Origin of the sequence: uncultured Roseobacter sp. (genome assembly GCF_947499265.1) — a bacterium.
In the GTDB taxonomy this organism is placed as follows: domain Bacteria; phylum Pseudomonadota; class Alphaproteobacteria; order Rhodobacterales; family Rhodobacteraceae; genus Roseobacter.
Genome location: NZ_CANMNK010000008.1, coordinates 113,591 through 135,157, shown reverse-complemented (window position 1 = coordinate 135,157; position 21,567 = coordinate 113,591). Strand labels below are relative to the sequence as shown.

Below are 21,567 nucleotides of genomic sequence, written 5' to 3'. Positions count from 1 at the left end.
CTCAGGCATCCTCCGGCATAAAGGCCAGATCAGTCACCGGCGCCTTCTGCCCCATCGCCGTCAGCATGGCATGGATCTGGCCGCGGTGGTGCGTCTGATGGTTGAAGAAATGCACAACAGCAGCTGTCATCGGCGTCCGCATCTCGCGGCCCAGGGTCGCTGATGACCAGATGAGATCTTCGCGCAGGTCCAAGGCCCGCAACCGGTCGGCCCATTGGGATATCCGACCATCCATGCGAAACCGGTCCGCCGCCCAGGAGGCGATGGTCGGGTGCAGCGTTGCATGCTCCTTGGCAGGAACAGCCGGGGGGGCCACCGATGCATCAAACCGGCTCATCCAGATCGTATCCCCCCAGAGCAGATGGTTAGCCGTGGCCAGCAGCGAGCCGAAGAAAGCGCCGCGGTCCTTTGTCAGTTCTTCAGGCGATAGGGCCTGCAGCACCGGCGTCAACTGATCGTTCTGCCAGCGATTGTAGCGCGCCATCGTCTGTGCGTAGGCCGGATCGATCACGGTTTGGGGCCTTTCCAATCAATCGGACAGATCTCCGCCGATTTTCCACCGAAATCCCAGACCCGACCGTAGTCGCGCACCCGGCTTTTGAGGCCGGTGGCGGCGATGATGTCCGGACCCATCCAGTATTTCGAATTGCTCACCATCACCGGATGCTCGGGGTCCTTGCCCGCGACCATCTCGATCTCGCCCTGAATCTTGCGCCCGATCATGATGCTGCGCCGGTTGCCGTCGCGCACGATCTCAACCGGTGCACGTTCGGCGCCGATGATCTCGCTCACCAGCATGGTGAAAAGCCCGGTGGTGCCGCCAGCCGCGCCCGAGAAGATCTGCAAAATCCCGTTGTAGGCCTTGCCGGTGGCGCGCTCATCCACATAAGCCGCAACCTTCCAGTTCCCCTCACCCATACGCCCCGGTATGTCGACCAGCAGCCCGATGTTCAGGCCGGCAAGGTCTTCGCCTTCATAATGCCCCTCATCAATGGCAATCGCCATCCAAGCATGGCAGTGGCCTTCCGTGGGCGGATGCGCCCCCAGTGATACGACGCAGGGGCAAAACACCGTGCAGGAGCAGTTCAGAAAGAGCTCGCCCTTGATCGCCCAGTCGGTCGGGCTAGTCTGCCGCCGCTTGGGGTTCGGCATCCGCTGATCAATCCGCTGGCTGATCGGCAGCTTATCGGCATCCGCCTTTTTGTTCCGCGCCATCTTCTATCCTCCTATCATCACTGCAAGCCCCGCAAGGCACAGTAAAATTCCCATCGGCTTTGTCACCAGGTGGCCAATCTGTGGCAGTTTCTCAATGACCATGAAAAGCGTGGCAAGCCCCATCCAGGCGAGGTTCATCACCCCGCCGACAAAGCCCAGTGCCATGAAACCCCAGCAGCAACCGACGCAAAACGCGCCGAGCCCCAGCCCCATCCGCAGCCCGCCCGCAAAGCCGGTACGCCAGTGGCCCAGAAAATACATCGCGGGGGCGTGACAAACACCATGGCAGATTTCCTTGGCGCGGGTAAACTGAAAAAGCCCTACGATCAGCAGCAAACCGCCGCCCACCCAAGCGCTCCGTGCAATGCCCAGCATGTCGATCACGCCGCCAAAAAGGAGTGCCAGTTGCGCGCCGGTGATCGCCGCAGCAAAAACCACCCAGACGATGAAATAGCCCAGCAGCACGCCCAGCCACCCGGTCCGCGTGCCGTTAGCACTCACCATCAGGTCCTCGTAGACGCGCAAGGTCGGCACAAGCGTCGGCAGCATCATCGCCGCCATCATGATCGCCCACATCCAGAACAGCGGGCCGAAATTGGCCATCGGCATATACATGGGCATGCGCGGATCCATCGCAGCCATCGCCGCGCCCATCTCACCGGGACGCCCCAGCAGGTCGAGATCCATGTCCAGACTCATCGCGTACATTACCCACCACGCCGCCAGAATGGCAGCGAAAAAGCTCAGCCAGAGAGTGGATCGCATCAAACCGTGCAAGGGGTGAGTCCTTCTTCCTTGCCAATCAAATGCCAGACATTTAGAAATCGAGCAAACACTAATTGTAAGACATATGAAAATTGACCCCGACAACCCCGCCGACCTCTCCGCACAGATTGCCGCGGCCATTCGCGACGCAATTGTCGATGGCACGTTGATCGTCGATGAACGCCTGCCGTCGGAGGCGGAATTGTCTGAGCAATTCGAGGTCTCGCGCCCCACGGTACGCGAGGCGTTAAAGCGGCTGGCAGCGCAATCGCTTATCCGCACGCAACGCGGCGCCACGGGCGGCGCTTTTGTAAATCGGTTGAGCTTCGAGGCCGCCTACCCCCAGCAGATCACCACCTCAACGCTTCTGCTAAGCATGAACGCGGTGAGTTTTGGCACCGCTTGCGAGGCGCGATACGCGCTGGAACGGGCCTGTGCGCCGCTCTCCGCGGATCGGCGTTCGGCAGATCATCTGGCAACCATGCGCGCCGAAATTCACCGGCAGGGCCAGCCGGGGCTGACGGATGAGGCCTTTTGTGCCTCCGATGTGGCGTTCCACCGTGCGCTGGTCGATGGTGCGGGAAACCCGGTGCTCAGCTATCAACTGGCCGGTGCCGTCGAAGCCATGCAGCCCCTGATGAACATGATCACCTTCACCGCCCGCGACCGCGCCCGGATCATCGCGCTGCATACCGATATTGCCGATGCGATCGAGGCACAGGATGGGGTTGCGACCAGTGCGGCCCTGACGGCGTTGGAGGCGGAAACCCAAACGCTCGCTGCAAGCGTTTTTGCCTCCCGCGCCGCCCGGTCCTGACGGCCGCATGCGCCGAATGCCGCCAGCCTGAACCGGCAACTTCCGCAAGAGTTTGCCGTTCCTGCAGCGGTTGGTTTTAAACCGCGAGCTGCCCGCCCATGTCTGTTTCACAACAGCCGCACCTGCGGCGATATGAAAGGCAGGCACCCGATGATCACAGTCGAATTCACCACGCCGATCTCCAATGCGAGACGCGGAGCATTTACCCGATCCGCAACGCGGTGGGACACATTGATCGAAACCGGTTTTGACCCCGTCACCCTGGACGGGCGACAATTGAACGGGCTGCTGATCGAGGCCTCGATCGAACCCATTGACGGTGCCAGCGGCGTTCTGGGCCAAGCCGGGCCAACCGTTTTGCGCCCGGATACAGAGTTGCCGGTCGCCGGGATCATGCAATTCGACACGGCGGATGTGGCGCGGCTGGAGGCCGAAGGCAGTTTCGAGGATGTGGTGCTGCATGAGATGGCGCATGTCCTGGGGTTTGGCACACTTTGGGCGCGGTCGGGTCTGGTGCAGGCCAGCGGCACCAATGACCCGCGGTTTATCGGTCCTGTGGCCACGCGGGAATATAGCGCGCTTGGCGGCACCGGCGAAACGGTCCCTATCGCCAACACCGGTGGCGCCGGCACCCGCGAAGGCCATTGGCGCGAGCTGATCTTCGGTGATGAGCTGCTGACCGGGTTCCTCTCCGGCGCGCAACGGCCGATCAGCCGCCTGTCCGTCGCATCGTTTCAGGATTTGGGATATGATGTGGACCTGAGCGTGGCGGATGATTTCACCCTGCCCTCCTTTCGCGATCTGGCCGAGATGGGCATTACCGAAGCCGTGCGGGTGTGCGATCTGTGCCGCATGGGCCGACCCGAACCGGTTGTGCTGCAATAGCGGCGTGGGGCAGCAACCCTTGTCGGCCCGGTGATGTACAACTACGTGACAGGGCATGATTGACACATTGAATACGCTCGCCTGCTTGCTGACCATCGCATTCGGCCTGTTTGGGTTTCTGGCCCCCCGCTACACCGCGGCCACGCTGGATTTACAGACCACCACATCGACCGTGGGTCTCAGTGAGATGCGCGCTTCGGTAGGCGGGCTTTTTGTGATCTCCGGGTTGGCCGCGCTCTGGCTGGACAATCCCGTTGCCTATCTGATGATCGGTTTTGCCTTCACCGGTGCCGCTCTCGGGCGTGTTCTGTCGTTGATTTTTGACAAGCCGCCCGTCGTCAAAGTGCTGATCTTCGGCGGTATTGAGGCGGCGCTGGCCACAGCACTTTTCATCGCGAACCCACTCTGACGCGCTGTCATTTGCGAAAAACACTGCTGGAACGTGTTGAGCGTGACCATGTTGCGCAGTACCTGATCACATTAAGAAAGATTCTTTAGATTCTGATTTACAAAGCTATTTCTCAGACCGACGCACCAAATACGTAAAACACAAGCCCCCCGCTTCCCCCTTGAGATTTCCCGGTCACTCGCTTATGTCAAAGAGGTCCTTCGGGACTATGGACATAAACGCGCTCGTAATAAGCGGATCGGACCCGGGGGCGGTACCCGGCGGCTCCACCAACATCCTTCATTTGGGGATCATGGGGCCGAAACAGGATCGACGAACGTCTAAAGGGGTTTGCTTTGTCTCGGCTGTCTGCCACCGTTATCGGCGAAACATGTACAATTGCAAATGACAATCGTGCTCCAGTAGCAATGGCCGCGTAAGCGACCTGAGATACTGAAACCTAACTCCTTGCGTTTAGCGACGTAAGGCGGGGTTCGCAGGCACCTGGCAACAGAAGCCTGCACTTTCCTCCCGCTGCCGGACTGTTCCCGTTAAGGTTTTCGCAAGAGCTTGAGTGTTAGCTTTTGGCCTGTAAATGTCCCGGGGGACTGTTTTGACCAAAGCTGAAATCCTAAAACAGTGGTACAAGGAGGTCTGGGAGGATGGCAAACTGGATGTCATCGAAGACTACTTTGTTTCCGAACCCCATAATCAGTACATCGTCCCGAACTTCGGGATAGAACCCGCCGAAATCCGCGAGTGGGTGAGCGTGTTGCGCAGTTTCGTGACCGACATCAAGGTCACGATTGTGCATAGCATCGAAGAGGGTGACTGGCTGAGCGCGATGCTCGAAATCCGCTGCCTGAATGCGCTTTCGGGACAGCCGGTCAAGGTCTATCAGCAGATCATGCTGCGGTTTGACGGGCCCCTGAAGGCGGAAAGCTATCCATCCTTCGACTTCATCCGCTTTTTCGAGCAGTTAGGCCAGCTGCCTGAAAACACCCATGCGCTGCTGCTTGGTGGCACCAAACTGGAATGACCCCTTTCTGTTATTGACGATCCGTTGGCTTCTGTGCCACCTCTGTGCACATGGGGAGTTCGCGATCGCCCCGTGAGGCTCAGGCCCAAGTATCGCATCCTGATCGTCTGACAAAAGGATGCATTCATGGCTCAATTTGCCTCTATTTCCCCCGCTTCACTCATGCGCCTGATCGGGACGCCAACCGCGCCCGAGATCATCGATGTCTGCCTGCAAGAGGACTTTGACAACGACCCCTATCTGATCCCCACGGCGCGCCGGTGTCCCCACATCTCTATCGAAGACCGGATGCCGGAGCTGGCGGGCAAACGCGTCGTCGTTGTCTGTCAAAAGGGGCTCAAGCTCAGCCAGGGGGCCGCCGCCCTGCTCAGAGCCCATGGCGTTGGCGCAGAAGTGCTCGAAGGGGGAAACATGGGCTGGCGCGCCGCCGATCTGCCCCGGGTGCCGGAGGCCGCGCTTCGCCGCACCGGGCCCCATACGCGTTGGGTCACCCGGCACCGTCCCAAGATCGACCGCATCGCCTGCCCCTGGTTGATCCGGCGATTTGTCGACCCTCACGCGCAATTTCTGTTTGTGCCGCCTTCCGATGTTGCGGCTGTTGCGGAGAAATTCGATGCAACGGCTTTTGATATGCCCGACGCGCCCTGGACCCACGCAGGCCCCCTGTGCACATTCGATGCAATGGTCGAAGGCTTCGGCCTGCGCTCCCCGGCTTTGGATAAAATGGCGCGGGTCATTCGGGGCGCGGATACCAACAAGCACGCCTTGGCACCGGAATGCGCCGGATTGCTGGCGCTCTCCGTTGGCTTGTCACGTGCCCATGCGGATGATCAGGCGCAACTGGACGCCGGAATGGTGATCTATGACGCGCTTTACCGCTGGGCCCGTGACGGTCAGAATGAAACGCACGACTGGCAGGAGGATGCGGCATGACTGCCCCCTCCTTGCAGGAATTAACGCGCGTTTTCGGACGCATTGGCCTTCTGTCCTTTGGCGGGCCTGCAGCGCAGATCGCGCTGATGCATCGCGAATTGGTGGAAACCCGCGCCTGGCTGAGCGAAGACGGCTTTCTGCGCGCCCTGTCGCTTTGCATGCTTCTGCCGGGGCCGGAGGCGATGCAACTGGCCACCTATGCCGGTTGGCGTCTGCGCGGTACCCTGGGTGGTCTGATCGCGGGGCTGCTCTTTGTCATACCGGGCGCTCTTGTCATTCTGGCGCTGGCACTTGGCTATGCGCTCTATGGACAAGTGCCGCTGGTGCAGGCCGCTTTCGAAGGGATCAAGGCAGCGGTCATTGTCATCGTCCTCCAGGCCTTGCTGAAGGTTTCAGGCAAAGCTCTGACAACAAGGTCGGCATGGGGGCTGGCGGGAGCCGCCTTCGTGGCGCTGTTTGTCTTTGGTCTGCCCTTTCCGCTGATCATCGCCGCCGCAGCCCTCTACGGTGCAGTGACGCAAAACGCGGCCCCAACCGACACCGCGCTGCCGCCAAGCGCGCCGCCCCGCACGCTGGTGACCTGTTTGATCTGGGGCAGCCTCTGGGCCCTGCCCGTCCTGATCCTCTGGATCACCAAACAGACCTTCCTGACCCAGATTGCGCTCTTCTTTTCAAAGCTCGCCGTGGTGACATTTGGCGGTGCCTATGCGGTTCTGGCCTATATGACCCAGACGGTGGTGCAGGATTTTGGCTGGATCACCACGGCGCAGATGATCGACGCGCTGGGGCTGGCGGAGACCACACCGGGGCCCCTCATTCTGGTCACGGAGTTTGTGGCCTTGCTTGCCGGGTTTGGCCAGGGCGGCATCGGCCTCGCCCTCGCGGCGGGGGCCATCGCGCTCTGGGTGACTTTCACGCCGTGCTTTTTGTGGATCTTTCTGGCGGGCCCCTATCTCGACAAGATATCTCAAAAGCCCCGTCTCTCTGCGGCCCTATCCGCCATCACGGCGGCGGTTGTCGGCGTCATTCTTAACCTTGCGATCTGGTTTGCGATCCATGTGCTTTTTGCCGATGTGGGCACCGCGGCCTGGAGCGCGATGCCGGTTCCTGAGGTTGCGTCGATGAATTTAGCGGCACTTGGCCTGACCATTCTGGCCGCCGGTCTGCTGCTTGGCGTGAAACGTGGCATGGTCGAAACGCTGGCGTTTATGGCACTTGCGGGTCTCGCGCTCAGCTTCCTCTGAGCCTGCGCCGATTTCCGCATGCAGCCTCTTTCCTCCACGCGGGAATCGGCTATGCTTCCCTTAATGGACCCCGGACAGCTCAGAGGATCACGATGAGCCGCAGCATTGATTATGGTAACCTGATGCATGAGGCCATGCGCGGCCTCATCAAAAAGGTGCTTGAGGATGTGTCGGCGAATGGTCTGCCCGGAGCGCACCACTTTTTCATCACCTTCGACACCAGCCACCCGGATGCCGAATTGGCCGATTGGCTGTCTGACAGATATCCCGGTGAAATGACCGTGGTAATGCAGCATTGGTATGACAATCTGGATGTAGGAGAAGACGGGTTTTCCGTCACCCTGAATTTCGGCGATGCGCCTGAGCCGCTCTATATCCCCTATGACGCAATCAAGACCTTCGTGGACCCCTCTGTGGAGTTCGGCCTGCGGTTCGAGACGCAGGAAGAGGAAGACGAGGCCGCGCCCGGCACGGAGGTATCGACCATCCCAACCGCGCCCGTCCCCGCGGTGAAGCCGCCCGCCAAACCACCGGTGAAGGTTGAGGAAACCGCCAAGGACCCGGCGAAAGACGCAGAGATCGTATCGCTGGACAGCTTTCGCAAATAACGATCAATCTGTCAGGACAAATCCGGACGACGCTGCTGGTCTACTGTTTTTCCAGAAATGTGGATACCGTGCGCTGGATCGTGCCGTTGCGCACGCTTTGATATTCCAACTGAAGACCGCCGTCGGCCAATGTTCTGTTGAACTGCTGAATTTCATACCCGCCATCCTCAGCCACGAAGAGCGAATAGACGCTTAGCGTATCACCGTCGATGCGGCTCCAGACGTAGGGCTCTCCCTTCATCGGGTCGAGTTGCACATCATGTCCAAAGACATTGCGCTTCATCGCCGAGGCGAACACATCACCGCGATCAGAGGGCACAAATTCGATAGAATAGGATTTTTCCTTGCTGGATCCGTCCGGTCGATAGGTGGTCGAGGTCCAGTTGACCTTGAAACCATCATCGGTTTCGAAAATCTGCACGCTCATATCGCGCTGCCGCTTGCTACCATCGGCGGATTTTACGGCGGCCGACCCTTCGTAGCTGCCAACAAAGCGCGCAATGTCAGCCTGAGCCAGGGTTGCGCAGATCATCAGCCCCACCGCCAGAACCATACGTGCCGCAAACCAACTAAGCATTCGATGGTCTGAGATCATTTCGGTGGTCCTTTTTGAGCGCGGAGGCGCAAATTTGCGGGTTGAGACGAGCTTCTTGCACTTATCAAGATAGCATCGCGGGGCGTCTATTCAACGGCGCATTGCGGCATGAGCGCTTTCATGTACTTGAAAAAGCTCATGCCGCAACGCGTTTTGACCAAGAGCATGTTGCACCGCGCAGGCTGCAACGATACACCGCAGTTAGCTTCAGAACACGGATGATATCATGTCTCAGACCCGCACAGAAACCGATAGCTTTGGCCCGTTGGAAGTTCCTTCCGACAAATACTGGGGTGCTCAGACACAGCGGTCGATCATGAATTTCCCTATCGGTTGGGAGAAACAACCCGTTGCGGTGGTGCGCGCGCTTGGCGTGATCAAGCAGGCCTGCGCACAGGCCAATATCGAACTGGGCAAGCTTGACGCAGAGCGCGGCAACGCCATCGTACAGGCGGCAGGCGAAGTGGTCGCGGGCAAGTTCGACGACAACTTCCCGCTGGTTGTCTGGCAGACCGGTTCGGGCACCCAGTCCAACATGAATGCCAATGAGGTGATCGCCAACCGCGCCATCGAAATTCTGGGTGGCGAGATCGGCTCCAAGGACCCGGTGCACCCCAATGACCACTGCAACATGGGGCAGAGCTCCAACGACACCTTCCCCACGGCGATGCATATCTCCACCGCGATGACCGCGCGGGACGTGCTGCTGCCGGGCTTGGAAAAGCTGCATGGCGCGCTACAAGCCAAGGTCGCGGAATTCGACGGCATCATCAAAATCGGGCGCACGCATACGCAGGACGCGACGCCGCTGACGCTGAGTCAGGAATTCTCCGGCTATACCCATCAGGTCGCCATGGGCATCCAGCGTGTGAAGGACGCGTTGGGACGAATTTACGAGCTGGCGCAGGGCGGCACCGCGGTGGGCACCGGGCTGAACACCACCAAGGGGTGGGACGTGACCGTGGCGGCCAATATGGCCGAGATCACCGGCCTGCCCTTTGTGACCGCGCCCAACAAGTTCGAAGCGCTGGCCGCGCATGACGCGATGGTCGAAATCTCCGGTGCGCTGAAGGTGGTGGCCGCTTCGCTCTTTAAAATCGCCAATGACATTCGCCTTCTGGGCTCCGGCCCGCGTTGCGGTCTGGGCGAGCTGGTGCTGCCGGAAAACGAGCCGGGGTCTTCCATCATGCCCGGCAAGGTCAACCCCACCCAATGCGAGGCGCTCACCCAGGTTTGCGCCCATGTTTTCGGCAATGACGCCGCCGTGGGATTTGCAGGCAGCCAGGGGCATTTCGAGCTGAACGTCTATAAACCCATGATGGCCTACAACGTGTTGCAAAGCATGCAGCTTCTGGGCGATGCCGCCTCGGCCTTCACCGACAATCTGGTGGTGGGCCTCAAGGCCGATGCCGACCGGATCGAACGCCTGATGCGCGAATCCCTGATGCTGGTCACAGCGCTTGCACCCGAGATCGGCTATGACAACGCGACCAAGGTTGCGAAGACTGCGCATAAGAACGGCACCACGCTGAAGGAAGAAGCCATTGCACTTGGGTTTGTCGATGCCGAAACCTTCGAACGTGTGGTGCGTCCGGAAAACATGATTGGCCCGAAATGAGCACGCCGGTGAACCTCAACAAGGTCCGCAAAGAGCGCAACCGCGCCTCTCGCAAGGCGCGCGCGGATGAGAACGCGGTGAATTTCGGCCAGACTAAGGCGCAAAAGGACCTGCTGAAGGCGAAGGCGGAGAAAATCGCCCGAAATCTGGACGCGCATAAGCGGGAGACATGAGCGGCCGCCCGGTGAAACACTCGGTGACCCTGAAAGGTCACCGGACGTCGATTTCACTTGAGGATGAATTCTGGCATGCGCTGCGCGCGCTAGCAGAACGAAAGGCGCTGCCAATCAATGTGTTGATTGCAGAAATAGATGTCGATCGCGGAAGCGCCATGGGTCTGGCCTCCGCGATCCGCGTGCATATTTTGCGCGATTTACAGCAGCGATTGGCAGAAGCTCAGATCGACGCCCGGTAGATCTTGTCGATGTTACCGCCCAGTGCCGCACCAAATTCAGCGTCGCTCATTTTCACGTTCAGCCCTTCGGTGAGCGCCCGGCTGAAGCTTGCGATCATGTGCTTATTCTCCGCCAGCTTGGCCGACGCCACATCGGTCGAATAGCCGCCCGAAAGTGCCACCACACGCAACACGCGCGGATGTGCCGCCAAGCCATCGTAAAGCCCCGGCTGATCCGGCAAGGTCAGCTTGAGCATCACATCAACACCGTCATCCAGCGTATTGAGATGTTTTGCAATTTCCGCCTCCAGCAGCGCTTCGGCCTCGGCCTTTGTCTCGGAATGGATGTTCACCTCCGGCTCCAGGATCGGCACAAGGTCTGCGGCAATCACCGTGCGGGCCACCTCAAACTGCTGTGCCACGATATCCGCGATGCCCTTGGCGTCCGCGTCATGAATGACCGAACGTTCCTTTGTCCCGAAAATGCCCTTGGATTTGGCAACCTTCAGGGTGTCCTCCAGCCCCGGCATCGGCTTGAGGATTTGCACCCCATCGGCCTGTTCCTCCAGACCCTTGTCAATTTTCAGGAAGGGCACGATGCCGCGGTCGCGCCACAGCAATTCAGCCACAGGTGTGTCGTTGATTGTGTCGTGCATGGTCCGTTCGAACAGGATTGCGCCGATCACCTTCTCGTTGGTGAAGTCATCCGCCAGAATGATCCGGGCGCGCATGTCATGCATGGCGCGGAACATTTCCTCGTCACCAGAGTAATCCGTTGGCTCAACGCCATAAAGGCCGAGCGCTTTGGGGGTTGAGCCGCCGGATTGGTCCAGGGCCGCAATAAACCCCGCCCCGGATTTCATTTGGTTTCGCATCGCGTTCTGGTCTGACATGATCGAATTTTCCTTCTGATTCCGCCCCTTGGCCATTCCTTAAAACAGAAGAACGGCAGATGGTACATGTTAGCGCCGGACAATGCGCAACCAGATGCCGTCGCGCGCCCGGACGGTCAGATGTGCAACCGGTATCGGCGGGGGGCGGTCCGTCAATTCGACCCGTAGATCGCGCAGAGTATAGGCCAACATCATGACCCCTTCGATCATCGCAAACCCGGCGCCCGGGCACACGCGCGGCCCTTCGCTGAAGGGCATATAGGCATCGCGGGCGCAATTTTTGCCATTCTCCGTCTCCCACCGCTCAGGCTGAAACGCATCCGGCGCGTCCCACAGGCGGTTCTGCCGGTGCAGATGCCATTGGCTCATCACCACCTGCGCACCCTTTTTCACGGGCCTGTTGCGGAAGGTTTCCGGGCCTTGCGTCTCGCGCACCATCATCGGCACCGGCGGATAAAGCCGCAGCGTTTCACGAAAGACGTCGCGGGTGATCTTCAGCTGCGACAGTTGCGAAAAATCGCTGAGGTCCGCCGCGCGCGCTTCTTCCGCCACCCGATCCTGCCACTCCGGGTAAAGCGCCAGCAGATAAAGCGCCCAGGCCAAGGCCGAGGCGCTGGTTTCATGCCCGGCAAGGAAGAAGATCGCCACCTGATCGACCATTTCATCAACATCGAAGGTCTCGCCGGTTTGCGGGTCGCGGGTTGTCATGATCTTGGTGGCGAGGTCGGGCGGTGCTGTGCCGGCATCAATCTCCGCCTGCCGGTCATCTGTGATGCGGTGGATCAGCGTCCGGATGCGCGCCGCACTTTGCCGGGTCACCTTTTTGTAACCGCGTGGCATCCAATCCGGCAGGGGCAGAAAAGCGGCAAGGTTAAGGATGGGCTGGCTGCGCTGGTAGGTGCGAAATGCCTCAAACACATCCCGCGCGATCTCAGTGTCTATCGGCATCGAAAACAGCGTTCGAAAAATCACGTCTGCGGCGGCGTGGCTGGTTTCAACCTCGATTTCGATCTCATCGCCCGTGTGGTCCGCAAATCGCGCGGCAGCAGCCTCAGCGGCGGCACAGATCGACGGGAATGTCTCCCGCAACCGCCCCCCCTCGAAGGCCGGATCGATTATGCGCCGCTGCCGTTGCCAGGTATCCCCATTGGTCAGGAAAACCGAATTGCCCAGCAGGGGCCGCAGCCCGGACCCGACCCGATCAGATTTCGGGAAATCCATCGGTCGGTCCTTGAGAAAGGTTTTGATCAGGTCGGGATCGTTGACCATATAGCTGCGGAAAAACGGCGTGCGAAACTCTGCCATCCACGCCCGATAAAGCCGCTCCGGCTGCGCCGACAGGATGTCATGGCGAAAGAGGCGCATGTACTGCCAGAGCGTGACGCGATCCACGCGGCTTGGGGGTTTGGGTGGCAGCGTCATGGGCCGACCGAGGTGAATTTGCTGACGGAGTCTTCGATCCGGGAGCGCGATGCGGGCCGGTTCGCATAGCGTTCGCGCAGGGTGATTGGACCACCCGTGATCTGGAAGTAGTCGTAATCCTTGGGCTGATCGAAAGCACAGAGATACTGGAAATGCAGGCGGAAAAAGCGCCATCTGAGCGCCCGCCACCGCGCAGAAGAGAGGCTTTGGGTAAAGGCTGCCGAAAACACCAGCGGCCAGCGTTTTTCCGATGTGGCCTGCCCGGACACGCTTACCGGATCGCAGAGCGCGAAAGAGCACCCGTCCCCAGGCGCCGAGACATCCACCCAGGTCAGCGCCTCTTGCTTAGACAGGAACCGCAGATCGCGCCGCAATTCATGCGCGTCGGGCAGGAAAGACACCATTGGCACCACCTGTCCCAGCGACAGAAAGGCAAGCTCTGGGCCATTGGGTGTATCACTTTGGGTGCGCAGCAAATCGGATAGCACGGTCACGGCGAGATGCGCACCGGAGGAGTGGCCGACGATAAGAACCTCGTCCACATCGCTCGCAAGGGCTTCTGAAATCCGGCCTTCGAAGCGGTTCAGACGGTTGGTCAATGCGCTGGGGTAGGCACCATGTTCAGATGCAGTGTGGGCGAAATCATGCATCAGGTAGTAGGCGAAAAACTTGCCGTCATGGGACCTGAATCCTCTGAGTAGAAAGGCCGCTGCCGCAAGCCCAAGAGCCAGTGAGAGGATAGATGCCAGAAATGGCGCCGCAACGCCCGATAGCGCCCAATGCATCACGGCGCTGACGCCCCAGAAAACCACACAGGCCGCTGCCAATTGTGCGATGAGCATCGCAACCGGATAGAGCGCCGCGATCACCGGCCCCTTGCGCAATCGCATCAGCCGCCAGAGGGCGCCAGTGGAAATGTAGATCCACGCCGTGCGGAGCATCGCCAGATAGGTCAGAACAATGGAATCGTGAAAGCTCTCCTGCACGAGGTCCGACCAGATCAGCACCTCAATCTCCGCCTGCACGGTCTGACCGTTGATGCCAGTTTGCACACGCCATCCGAAATCAGCGCCTTCAAGCGCGCCGAGCATTTCAAGATCATAGCCGGAAATAGCAGCCTGGGCGGCCCCTTCTTTGCGGTAAAGCTCGCGGTACCGGCGCGGCGGGAAGGGGTCGTAGCCGGGGATATAGAAAACCTTGCGGCGTTTTACGCGTGCGTCAGACGTGCTGCCCATGACCAGACCTTATGCATCCCGGCAGCATCGCAGGGGTGACATACAGTCTAAGGGGATCAGCCCAGCAATGCCAAGGCCGGGAATTGTTCCAGCAGCCAATATGAGAAGGTGGTGAAGGCGCCGGTGACCATCGCCAGCCCTACGGCAATTAGCAAGGAGCCCATCACCCGCTCGATGGTTTTCATGTGACGCTTGAGCCGGTTCATGAGGCCCACGGCGCGGGTCATGAACATGGCGGCCAACAGGAACGGGATGCCCAGGCCTGCAGCGTAGATGCCCAAGAGGAGCGTGCCGCGGCTGACCGAGGCCTCAGAGGCGGCCAGTGACAGGATCGCGCCCAGCTGCGGCCCGATGCAGGGTGTCCAGCCAAAAGCAAAGGCCAGACCAAGGATATAGGCGCCAAAGCTCGATCCGCCCTGATCACCCGCATCCAGGCGCGCCTCCTGATCCAGAAACGGAATGCGAAAGAGACCTAGAAAATGCAGGCCAAAGACAATGACCACAACACCGGACACCTGGGCAAACAGCACCTGATTTTGCAGGAAAAACGCCCCGAATGCTGAAGCCGTGAACCCGAGGATCAAAAACACCGTGCTGAGCCCGAGCACAAAGAACAGCGCCGAGATCACCGCCCGCCGCCGGGCAACGGTCTCTCCCGACATCTCGCCGATGGACACGCCGCTCATATAGGCCAGATAGGGCGGGACGATGGGCAGCACACAGGGGCTGAGAAAGCTGATGACACCGGCAAAAAGGGCCACAAGCATGGCAGGCAAAAGGCCTGCGTCGATGATCTCGATTCCAAACATGATCCACCCCTAACGGATAAGCCTTAACAGGTCACGCGCTCAGCAGTCACATCCTTGTGGACAGACTGAAACATCACGCTTATCTGAGGGTTATGGCCGATAGCAAATATGATCTCGATGCAACCGGGCTGCTCTGCCCCCTGCCCGTTCTCAAGGCGCGCAAACGCCTGCAGGCCCTGGCCATGGGGGAAGTATTGACCATGCGCGCGGATGATCCTGCCGCTGTTGTCGATGTCCCGCACTTTTGTGCAGAGGCGGGCCATGCCTTGGTTTCCATGGAAAACGACGGCCCCGTGCAAATCTATGTGATCCGCAAATCCTGAAGATGTGAAAAAGGCGCGCCCATGTGACGCGCCCTTTCGTTGTTGCGTGTCGGGCCGTTAGCCGCCGAGCGACCACCACCCCTTGCGCTTTGGCTTGGCGGGTGCTGCTTCTGCAACCGGCTCCGGTTCCTTGGCGACCGGGGCGGGTTCAGCCTCTACCGGCGCTTCCGGCGCGGGCGCTTCTTTTGCCTCCGCCGCCTCGGCAACCGGCTCAGGCGTTTCAGCCGCGGGCTCTTCCACAACCTTTGGCTTCTTGGCGCGGCTGGCGCGCTTCCGCTTCGGTTTGGGTTCTGCCTCGGGTGCTTCGCCCGCATCTGGCGCAACAGCCTCTGCGGGGGCTTCACTCACTTGGGCGTCATCAGATGCAGCCGCTTCTGCCTCGGCCTTTGCTTTGGCTGTCCGGGACCGGGTCCGGGGGCGTTTGGGCTTTTCGGCCGGCGCGTCTGGGGTGGCTTCCGGCGCTGTTTCTGTCGGTTGATCCGCTGCCACGGAGGTATCCGCCCCGTTTTCTACCGGCTGGGGTGCATCGCCCTCCTGCGCAGGCTTGTCGGTCCCTTCTGCGGATTGGTTGTTTTCCGCAGCACCCGATTTGTTGCGGCTGCGACGCCGACGGCGCCGACGGCGCTTCGGCTTGCCCTCGCCGTCGCCCTCGTCGCCACCATGACGCGGCTGATCGGCGCCTTGTGGTGCTGGGGCTTCTTCGGCAACGACGTCATCGTCCTCTGTTGCGTCCACCTGATCCATGATCGACGTGTCGACAGACACGACAGGGGCTGCCGCGGCATGTACCACGCGGGTCGCTGTCTTGAACTTTTCAAGGCTGAAATCGGGGCTGACCAGCACGGGATCTCCTTCGATCCGCACCGACAGCCCATAGCGCGCCTCGATCTGGGCGATGTGCTCGCGTTTCTGGTTCATCAGGAAGTTGGCAATGCCCACGGGCGCCCGCACCAGCACCTCGCGCGACCGTTTGCGCGTGCCCTCTTCCTCGATTTGCCGCAGGATCGACAAGGCGAGATTGTCATCAGACCGGATGAGACCGGTGCCGTGGCAAGCCTGACAGGGCTGCGTGGTGGCTTCGATCATGCCCGGACGCAGACGCTGGCGCGACATTTCCATCAGGCCAAAGCCGGAAATGCGGCCGACCTGAATGCGGGCGCGGTCGGTTTTCAACTTTTCCTTCATGCGCTTTTCGACGGCAGCATTGTTCTTGCGCTCGTCCATGTCGATGAAGTCGATGACGATCAGGCCTGCAAGGTCGCGCAGACGCAGCTGGCGCGCCACCTCATCGGCGGCTTCCAGGTTGGTCTTGGTCGCGGTCTGCTCGATCGAGCCTTCCTTGGTCGCGCGACCGGAGTTCACGTCGATGGCCACCAGCGCCTCGGTCACGCCGATCACGATATAGCCGCCCGAGGGCAGCTGCACCGTCGGATTGAACATGCCCGCCAGATAGCTTTCCACCTGATAGCGCGCAAAGAGCGGCAGCGTCTCGGCGTAGAGCTTCACGTTTTTCGCATGGGACGGCATGATCATTTTCATGAAGTCCTTGGCGATGCGGTAGCCGCGCTCACCCTCGACAAACACCTCGTCGATCTCGCGGTTGTAAAGGTCGCGGATCGAGCGTTTGATCAGATCGCCTTCTTCGTAGATCTTCGCGGGTGCTATCGATTTCAGCGTCAGCTCGCGGATCTGCTCCCAGAGCCGCTGCAGATATTCATAGTCGCGCTTGATCTCCGCCTTGGTGCGTTTCGCCCCGGCGGTCCGCACGATGAGGCCGGCGCCTTCCGGCACCTCGATCTCATTGGCGATTTCCTTGAGCTTCTTGCGGTCTGCGGCATTGGTGATCTTGCGGGAAATCCCGCCCCCACGCGCAGTGTTGGGCATCAACACGCAATAACGTCCGGCGAGGCTGAGGTAGGTGGTCAGCGCCGCGCCCTTGTTGCCACGCTCTTCCTTGACGACCTGCACCAGCAGGATCTGGCGGACCTTGATGACTTCCTGGATTTTATACCTGCGGGGGCGCGGTTTGCGCGCCGGGCGGATGTCTTCCTGATCATCGTCATCTGCCACGGATTCGATAGTATCATCCTTGGCCGAGGCATCTGCCTTGCGCAGAGGGGTTTCGTCGTCCCCATCATCGTCAGAGTCGTCTTCTGCTTCGGTAGCCGCCGCCTCAGGAGCGTCGTCACTGGCCCCCTCCTCAGCTGCTGTCTCCGCCGCCGCATCGGGCGCATCAGGTGCATCGGTGTCGGGCTCATCAATGGGTTCTTCGACCGGCGTTTCCGCCACGCGCTCCATCGGCGAGGAGCCTTCCTCATCGTCCAGATCGATGGTCTGCATCCCATCAATTTGATCGGTATCGACCTCTTTCGACGCGGTTGCATCTTCGCTGGCCGCTTCTGCCGCCTTCGCCTTGGACCGGCTACGGCTGCGCGAGCGGCGCTTGGGCTTTTCGTCTTCGTCTTCCTTGGCCTTTTGCGCTTCGGCATAGGCACGTTCTTCTTCCATCAGCGCCTGGCGGTCCGCGACCGGGATCTGATAATAATCCGGGTGGATTTCCGAAAACGCGAGGAACCCATGGCGATTGCCGCCATAATCTACGAAGGCCGCCTGCAGCGACGGCTCGACCCGGGTTACTTTTGCGAGATAGATGTTGCCAGCAAGCTGGCGTTTGTTTTCAGATTCAAAGTCGAACTCCTCGACCTTGTTTCCGTCCACCACCACGACGCGGGTTTCCTCCGCGTGGGTGGCATCGATAAGCATTTTCTTAGCCATATTTCCAAATTGCACAGCCGCAGTCGCCCCGACCCCGGAGGATCAGAGAGATGCGGGATATGTCTTGTCAGGGCGATTTGAGACGCACGGCGCACCCGGCCTGATGGGGCCATGGTGGTTCTGCTCATTGCATCGGCGCGCGTCATCGCGTTTCTTCTCCGACACGGGCGCGCGGTTCGCGGCCTCGTATCCATTATATACTGTGTGTCTCAGGCTCGGAGCCTTGGATCACATCAGCGGTTCGTTGGCCGTTTCCGGCCCAATCGGTCTGCTTTGGTGATGTGATACGTCCCACACCGCGCCCAAGGCAGCGAAACTCATAAGGAGGGGTGCGTCAGCCTGTGACGCGTCTCCACACTCCTAAATAAGGCCAGCACGCGCCAAAACACAATGGGGAATGTGAAAATAGGGCCGCAAAACGACCCTACCCTCAAGATTTTACGCGATTTTTCGTTAAGAGCGCGGAATTTGGCCGGGCTCAGAGATAGTCCGAGCGTTGCAGGCCGTATTTCGCCATTTTCTCGTTTAACGTGCGTCGCGGCAGGCAGAGTTCATCCATCACGGAGGCAATGGACCCGCGATGGCGGCGCATGGTGTTGTCGATCAGCATGCGCTCAAAGGCTTCCACATATTCTTTCAGGGGCTTGCCCTCGGTGGTCATCACCGGCTGCATGTCTTCATGATCGTTCATCAGCAGCGAGGCGATGGTGCCCGAGCCGCGGCGCGATTGCAGTACGGCGCGTTCGGCCACATTGATCAGCTGGCGCACGTTCCCCGGCCATGGCGCCTGCAAGAGCTGTGCGGCCTCCTGTGCAGAGACCTGCGGTGCGTCACAGCCATATTCATCGGAGAATTGCTCGCTCAGCCGGGTGAAGAGCGTCAGGATGTCCTCACCACGTTGCCGCAGCGGTGGCACGGTGATGCGCAGCGCGGCCAGACGGTAGAAAAGATCGGCGCGCAAGGCATCCTCTGAGGTGCGGCCCGCTTCCTGCAGGTTGGAAATGGCAACGATCCGGGTTTCGGCCGGGGCCCCCTGCTCGTTGATCACGCTCAGCAGACGGGCCTGCAGGGTCTCTGTCAGCGCTTCGATGTCTTCGAGCACCAGCGTGCCCCCGCGCGCCTCTTCGATCGCGGGCAATTGGGCGTCTTCGGGCTGCATCGGACCAAAGAGCCGCTTGCTCAGCGCCTCCTCTTCATAGGCGCCGCAGCTCACCAGCACGAATTTCTTGCCCGCGCGGGAGCCCACCGCATGCAGCGCATGCGCCACCAGCGTCTTGCCGGTGCCGGTCTCGCCATCAATCAGCACGTGACCATCGGCCTGCCCCAGATCGAGGATATCTTCGCGCAGCCGTTCCATGACCGGGCTCTGGCCGATCAGCTTTTTCATCAGCTGACCGCCGTCGCTGAGCTCGCGGCGCAGCGCGCGGTTGTCCATCACCAAGCGCCGCGCGCCGGTGGCTTTCTTGGCCAATTCGTTCATCCGGTCGGGGTTGAACGGCTTTTCAAGGAAATCAAAGGCGCCGACGCGCATCGCCTCCACCGCCATGGGCACATCGCCGTGACCGGTGATCATGATGACGGGCAGTGCAGAGTCATTGCCCATCAGCTTCTTGAGAAACTGCATGCCATCCATGCCGGGCATCTTGATGTCGGAAATGACGATGCCGGGATAGTCAGGCCCCAGAACCTTGAGCGCATCCTCGGCGCTGCCAAAGGTTTCAGTGTCATATCCGGACAGGGCCAGCCATTGGCTGATCGATTGCCGCATATCCTGTTCATCATCTACGATTGCGATTTTCATTGCTTGGGTCATGGCTTACTCCGCCGCTTGAGTACTCTGGTCGCTGTCCATTATGGGCAGCTGCATTTCAAAAACTGCGCCACCCGCCTGTCCGTTCCGTGCGGTGAGCCGTCCTCCTAGGTCGTTAACGATACCAGAAGAGATCGCAAGACCCAGCCCGACGCCGTCTCCGGGCTGTTTTGTCGTGTAAAATGGCTCGAACAATTGATCGAGATCTTCGATGCCAGGGCCATTGTCGCGCACCGTCAGGGTCGCCGTCTCCCCTGCAGATAACATAATATCCACCTTGGGGTTCCGTTCTGATTTGGTAGCATCAAGGGCGTTGCGCAAGAGGTTTACCATAACCTGCTCGATCCGCAGCCGGTCCCCCATGACCTGAACCGGGTTATCGGGCACAATCCGGCTGATCTGCACATGCCGCTGACGCAGCTGCGGCTCCATCATAGACAGGGCCGAAGCCAGCGCATCGCCCATATCTACAGGGGAAAACGCCTCCTGCCCCTTGCGGGCGTAGGATTTCAGCTGGCGGGTAATGCCCCCCATGCGTTCGATCAGATCATCGATGCGGCCAAAGGAGGACAACGCCTCCTCCTGCCGGTTGCGGCGCAGCAAAAGCCGCGCACCCGCGAGGTAGGTTTTCATCGCCGCCAGCGGCTGGTTCAGCTCGTGAGAGACAGCGGCAGACATCTCGCCCAAAGCCGCCAGCTTGCTGGATTGCTCAAGTGTTTGCTCGGCGACGGCGAGCGTTTCCTGCACCCGTTTGCGCTCAGCGATTTCCCGCTGCAGCGCAACATTCAACGCACGCAGCTCGGCGGATTCCCGCTGAAACAACGCCATGCGTAGGGCATTGCGGCGGCTCAATGCATAAAAACTAAGCGCCAGCAGAATTGCGAAACCCATGATTTCGAGTGCCAAAACTGCGTTCACGCGTTCGCGCACCGAGGCATAGGTGGTGAAAGAGGCCATGCGCCAACCGCGGAAGGGAATGCGCGTTTCCAGCCGCATCACCGCCTCGCCCTGCAAATAGGCGTCGGGCGGCAGGGCTGTCCAATCCGCTGTCGCCTGAATGGCGCGCTGGATGGCGTTTTCAGGTGTATGTCGCACCAGTGCCTCTTCTTCGGTCCGACCGCGCCACCGCGGCTCGGTTGTCAGAATGATGTTGCCGGTGCTGTCGGTCACGATCACCGCATCCGAAATCCCGGCCCAGGCGCGTCCGAATTTCTGCAGATCAACCTCGACGGCGATCACGCCCAGCACATCCGAGCCGGATTGCACCCGGCGCGTATAGACAAAGCGGTATCCACCGGCTTCGGTTTCGGCCACCGTGAAGATCGTTGCGTTGGACCGGATGGCATCAACGAAATAGGATTCCGCACGGTGCGAGGCGCCCAGACGGTTGCGATCCGTGGCCGCAACGGTACGCCCGTCAATATCAAACAACATCAGCGAGGCGGCCCCGATCTCTTCCACAAAGGAAATCAATCGCCGGGTCGAGGCCGTGTAATCGGCAGAATTCAGCGCGCCGATCAGTTCTGCATCCCGGGCCAGAAGCTGCGGCACAATCGCGTTTTGGCGCAGTTCTGACAGCAGGTTTCCACTATAGAGCGCCAGCCGCAATTCCGCGCGATTGCGCGTGCTTTCGGTAAACCGGTCTGTCAGCATCTTGTTGGTGACGGAAACAACCACAATCGCCAAGGCCAGCAGCAGCCCGAGCGCCAAACGGACGCGCCAGTTGATCGGCGGTGTCTGGCTGTTGGGATCGGCAGAGGTTTCCATGGACGGAGACTACGCGAAAGCGCAAGCCCTGC

22 protein-coding genes and 1 other RNA gene are annotated in these 21,567 nt (G+C 60.2%); 12 read left to right on the top strand and 11 right to left on the bottom strand.

Going from position 1 to position 21,567, the window contains the following annotated elements; genetic code table 11:
• Window position 1: 1 nt before the first annotated feature.
• Genes Q1A63_RS21260 through Q1A63_RS21250 form a run of 3 tightly spaced genes read right to left on the bottom strand, consistent with a single transcriptional unit; the run spans window position 2 to window position 1,980 of the window.
• A complete protein-coding gene (locus Q1A63_RS21260) occupies window positions 2-511 on the bottom strand; it encodes a DinB family protein (protein WP_299409302.1) in 510 nt (169 codons plus the stop codon).
• Window positions 508-1,215: a DUF1326 domain-containing protein gene (locus Q1A63_RS21255; RefSeq protein ID WP_299409305.1), complete on the bottom strand. Its 708-nt coding sequence runs from the start codon at window positions 1,213-1,215 to the stop codon at window positions 508-510. Before Q1A63_RS21255 ends, Q1A63_RS21260 begins: the two co-directional genes overlap by 4 nt.
• A 3-nt stretch (window positions 1,216-1,218) precedes the next feature.
• Complete coding sequence (locus Q1A63_RS21250; protein ID WP_299632445.1) at window positions 1,219-1,980, bottom strand: DUF2182 domain-containing protein; 762 nt, start codon at window positions 1,978-1,980, stop codon at window positions 1,219-1,221.
• Between the two features lie 85 nt (window positions 1,981-2,065).
• On the opposite strand from Q1A63_RS21250, the gene Q1A63_RS21245 reads away from it, so the two are divergent.
• The 8 genes from Q1A63_RS21245 to Q1A63_RS21210 all read left to right on the top strand — a co-directional run bounded on the left by Q1A63_RS21245 (window position 2,066) and on the right by Q1A63_RS21210 (window position 7,894).
• Window positions 2,066-2,797, top strand: coding sequence for an FCD domain-containing protein (locus tag Q1A63_RS21245; RefSeq protein WP_298975571.1), 732 nt, complete (start codon window positions 2,066-2,068; stop codon window positions 2,795-2,797).
• A gap of 150 nt (window positions 2,798-2,947) precedes the next feature.
• Entirely contained in the window at window positions 2,948-3,682 is a 735-nt protein-coding gene (locus Q1A63_RS21240; protein ID WP_298975575.1) for a leishmanolysin-related zinc metalloendopeptidase, read from the top strand.
• A 55-nt stretch (window positions 3,683-3,737) separates the two neighbouring features.
• Window positions 3,738-4,091 (top strand): DUF4345 family protein, encoded by a 354-nt coding sequence (locus Q1A63_RS21235; RefSeq protein ID WP_298975578.1) that lies wholly within the window; start codon window positions 3,738-3,740, stop codon window positions 4,089-4,091.
• A 156-nt stretch (window positions 4,092-4,247) separates the two neighbouring features.
• Window positions 4,248-4,595, top strand: a transfer-messenger RNA (tmRNA) gene (gene ssrA, locus Q1A63_RS21230).
• Window positions 4,596-4,665: 70 nt separating this feature from the next.
• Window positions 4,666-5,109 carry an ester cyclase gene (locus Q1A63_RS21225; protein WP_298975581.1) on the top strand — a complete coding sequence of 148 codons (444 nt, stop codon included), beginning with the start codon at window positions 4,666-4,668 and terminating at the stop codon, window positions 5,107-5,109.
• A gap of 126 nt (window positions 5,110-5,235) precedes the next feature.
• Complete coding sequence (locus tag Q1A63_RS21220) at window positions 5,236-6,042, top strand: chromate resistance protein ChrB domain-containing protein (protein WP_298975584.1); 807 nt, start codon at window positions 5,236-5,238, stop codon at window positions 6,040-6,042.
• Entirely contained in the window at window positions 6,039-7,286 is a 1,248-nt protein-coding gene (gene chrA / locus Q1A63_RS21215) for a chromate efflux transporter (protein ID WP_298975587.1), read from the top strand. The genes Q1A63_RS21220 and chrA overlap by 4 nt, the downstream gene beginning before the upstream one ends.
• Before the next feature lie 92 nt (window positions 7,287-7,378).
• Window positions 7,379-7,894, top strand: a complete 516-nt coding sequence (locus Q1A63_RS21210) for a ClpXP protease specificity-enhancing factor SspB (RefSeq protein WP_298975590.1) — start codon at window positions 7,379-7,381, stop codon at window positions 7,892-7,894.
• A 40-nt stretch (window positions 7,895-7,934) separates the two neighbouring features.
• Here Q1A63_RS21210 and Q1A63_RS21205 read toward each other — a convergent pair whose 3' ends face one another.
• Window positions 7,935-8,471, bottom strand: coding sequence for a hypothetical protein (locus Q1A63_RS21205; RefSeq protein ID WP_298975592.1), 537 nt, complete (start codon window positions 8,469-8,471; stop codon window positions 7,935-7,937).
• 244 nt (window positions 8,472-8,715) lie between these two features.
• Here Q1A63_RS21205 and fumC point away from each other — a divergent pair, with 244 nt between their 5' ends.
• The 3 genes from fumC to Q1A63_RS21190 are packed head-to-tail and all read left to right on the top strand — an operon-like array spanning window position 8,716 to window position 10,522.
• Window positions 8,716-10,107, top strand: a complete 1,392-nt coding sequence (gene fumC, locus Q1A63_RS21200) for a class II fumarate hydratase (RefSeq protein WP_298975595.1) — start codon at window positions 8,716-8,718, stop codon at window positions 10,105-10,107.
• Window positions 10,104-10,280: a DUF4169 family protein gene (locus tag Q1A63_RS21195; protein WP_298975597.1), complete on the top strand. Its 177-nt coding sequence runs from the start codon at window positions 10,104-10,106 to the stop codon at window positions 10,278-10,280. Before fumC ends, Q1A63_RS21195 begins: the two co-directional genes overlap by 4 nt.
• The gene (locus Q1A63_RS21190) at window positions 10,277-10,522 is read left to right on the top strand and encodes a ribbon-helix-helix domain-containing protein (protein ID WP_299504991.1); all 246 of its coding nucleotides are present in this window, start codon (window positions 10,277-10,279) and stop codon (window positions 10,520-10,522) included. Before Q1A63_RS21195 ends, Q1A63_RS21190 begins: the two co-directional genes overlap by 4 nt.
• Here the strand turns inward: Q1A63_RS21190 and Q1A63_RS21185 are convergent.
• The 4 genes from Q1A63_RS21185 to Q1A63_RS21170 form a co-directional block, all read right to left on the bottom strand.
• Window positions 10,504-11,394, bottom strand: a complete 891-nt coding sequence (locus tag Q1A63_RS21185; protein ID WP_299632443.1) for a fructose bisphosphate aldolase — start codon at window positions 11,392-11,394, stop codon at window positions 10,504-10,506. The genes Q1A63_RS21190 and Q1A63_RS21185 overlap by 19 nt on opposite strands.
• 69 nt (window positions 11,395-11,463) lie before the next feature.
• Complete coding sequence (locus Q1A63_RS21180) at window positions 11,464-12,816, bottom strand: cytochrome P450 (RefSeq protein WP_299632441.1); 1,353 nt, start codon at window positions 12,814-12,816, stop codon at window positions 11,464-11,466.
• Complete coding sequence (locus Q1A63_RS21175; protein ID WP_299632440.1) at window positions 12,813-14,051, bottom strand: hypothetical protein; 1,239 nt, start codon at window positions 14,049-14,051, stop codon at window positions 12,813-12,815. Before Q1A63_RS21175 ends, Q1A63_RS21180 begins: the two co-directional genes overlap by 4 nt.
• A 56-nt stretch (window positions 14,052-14,107) precedes the next feature.
• Window positions 14,108-14,860: a cytochrome c biogenesis protein CcdA gene (locus Q1A63_RS21170; RefSeq protein ID WP_298975610.1), complete on the bottom strand. Its 753-nt coding sequence runs from the start codon at window positions 14,858-14,860 to the stop codon at window positions 14,108-14,110.
• A 92-nt stretch (window positions 14,861-14,952) separates the two neighbouring features.
• Here Q1A63_RS21170 and Q1A63_RS21165 point away from each other — a divergent pair, with 92 nt between their 5' ends.
• Window positions 14,953-15,183, top strand: coding sequence for a sulfurtransferase TusA family protein (locus Q1A63_RS21165; RefSeq protein ID WP_298975613.1), 231 nt, complete (start codon window positions 14,953-14,955; stop codon window positions 15,181-15,183).
• A gap of 57 nt (window positions 15,184-15,240) precedes the next feature.
• On the opposite strand, the gene Q1A63_RS21160 is transcribed toward Q1A63_RS21165, so the two are convergent.
• The 3 genes from Q1A63_RS21160 to Q1A63_RS21150 all read right to left on the bottom strand — a co-directional run bounded on the left by Q1A63_RS21160 (window position 15,241) and on the right by Q1A63_RS21150 (window position 21,535).
• Window positions 15,241-17,958 (bottom strand): ribonuclease E/G, encoded by a 2,718-nt coding sequence (locus Q1A63_RS21160; RefSeq protein ID WP_298975616.1) that lies wholly within the window; start codon window positions 17,956-17,958, stop codon window positions 15,241-15,243.
• A gap of 478 nt (window positions 17,959-18,436) precedes the next feature.
• Complete coding sequence (locus Q1A63_RS21155) at window positions 18,437-19,771, bottom strand: sigma-54 dependent transcriptional regulator (RefSeq protein WP_298975618.1); 1,335 nt, start codon at window positions 19,769-19,771, stop codon at window positions 18,437-18,439.
• 3 nt (window positions 19,772-19,774) lie between these two features.
• Window positions 19,775-21,535, bottom strand: coding sequence for an ATP-binding protein (locus Q1A63_RS21150; protein ID WP_298975619.1), 1,761 nt, complete (start codon window positions 21,533-21,535; stop codon window positions 19,775-19,777).
• Between the last annotated feature and the right edge of the window lie 32 nt (window positions 21,536-21,567).

Bases quoted from the DNA above. Each gene is read 5' to 3' on its own strand.
- Q1A63_RS21255 (WP_299409305.1), bottom strand. From the start codon at position 1,215: ATGGCGCGGAACAAAAAGGCGGATGCCGATAAGCTGCCGATCAGCCAG.
- Q1A63_RS21250 (WP_299632445.1), bottom strand. From the start codon at position 1,980: ATGCGATCCACTCTCTGGCTGAGCTTTTTCGCTGCCATTCTGGCGGCG.
- Q1A63_RS21245 (WP_298975571.1), top strand. From the start codon at position 2,066: ATGAAAATTGACCCCGACAACCCCGCCGACCTCTCCGCACAGATTGCC.
- Q1A63_RS21240 (WP_298975575.1), top strand. From the start codon at position 2,948: ATGATCACAGTCGAATTCACCACGCCGATCTCCAATGCGAGACGCGGA.
- Q1A63_RS21235 (WP_298975578.1), top strand. From the start codon at position 3,738: ATGATTGACACATTGAATACGCTCGCCTGCTTGCTGACCATCGCATTC.
- Q1A63_RS21225 (WP_298975581.1), top strand. From the start codon at position 4,666: ATGTCCCGGGGGACTGTTTTGACCAAAGCTGAAATCCTAAAACAGTGG.
- Q1A63_RS21220 (WP_298975584.1), top strand. From the start codon at position 5,236: ATGGCTCAATTTGCCTCTATTTCCCCCGCTTCACTCATGCGCCTGATC.
- chrA (WP_298975587.1), top strand. From the start codon at position 6,039: ATGACTGCCCCCTCCTTGCAGGAATTAACGCGCGTTTTCGGACGCATT.
- Q1A63_RS21210 (WP_298975590.1), top strand. From the start codon at position 7,379: ATGAGCCGCAGCATTGATTATGGTAACCTGATGCATGAGGCCATGCGC.
- Q1A63_RS21205 (WP_298975592.1), bottom strand. From the start codon at position 8,471: ATGCTTAGTTGGTTTGCGGCACGTATGGTTCTGGCGGTGGGGCTGATG.
- fumC (WP_298975595.1), top strand. From the start codon at position 8,716: ATGTCTCAGACCCGCACAGAAACCGATAGCTTTGGCCCGTTGGAAGTT.
- Q1A63_RS21195 (WP_298975597.1), top strand. From the start codon at position 10,104: ATGAGCACGCCGGTGAACCTCAACAAGGTCCGCAAAGAGCGCAACCGC.
- Q1A63_RS21190 (WP_299504991.1), top strand. From the start codon at position 10,277: ATGAGCGGCCGCCCGGTGAAACACTCGGTGACCCTGAAAGGTCACCGG.
- Q1A63_RS21185 (WP_299632443.1), bottom strand. From the start codon at position 11,394: ATGTCAGACCAGAACGCGATGCGAAACCAAATGAAATCCGGGGCGGGG.
- Q1A63_RS21180 (WP_299632441.1), bottom strand. From the start codon at position 12,816: ATGACGCTGCCACCCAAACCCCCAAGCCGCGTGGATCGCGTCACGCTC.
- Q1A63_RS21175 (WP_299632440.1), bottom strand. From the start codon at position 14,051: ATGGGCAGCACGTCTGACGCACGCGTAAAACGCCGCAAGGTTTTCTAT.
- Q1A63_RS21170 (WP_298975610.1), bottom strand. From the start codon at position 14,860: ATGTTTGGAATCGAGATCATCGACGCAGGCCTTTTGCCTGCCATGCTT.
- Q1A63_RS21165 (WP_298975613.1), top strand. From the start codon at position 14,953: ATGGCCGATAGCAAATATGATCTCGATGCAACCGGGCTGCTCTGCCCC.
- Q1A63_RS21160 (WP_298975616.1), bottom strand. From the start codon at position 17,958: ATGGCTAAGAAAATGCTTATCGATGCCACCCACGCGGAGGAAACCCGC.
- Q1A63_RS21155 (WP_298975618.1), bottom strand. From the start codon at position 19,771: ATGACCCAAGCAATGAAAATCGCAATCGTAGATGATGAACAGGATATG.
- Q1A63_RS21150 (WP_298975619.1), bottom strand. From the start codon at position 21,535: ATGGAAACCTCTGCCGATCCCAACAGCCAGACACCGCCGATCAACTGG.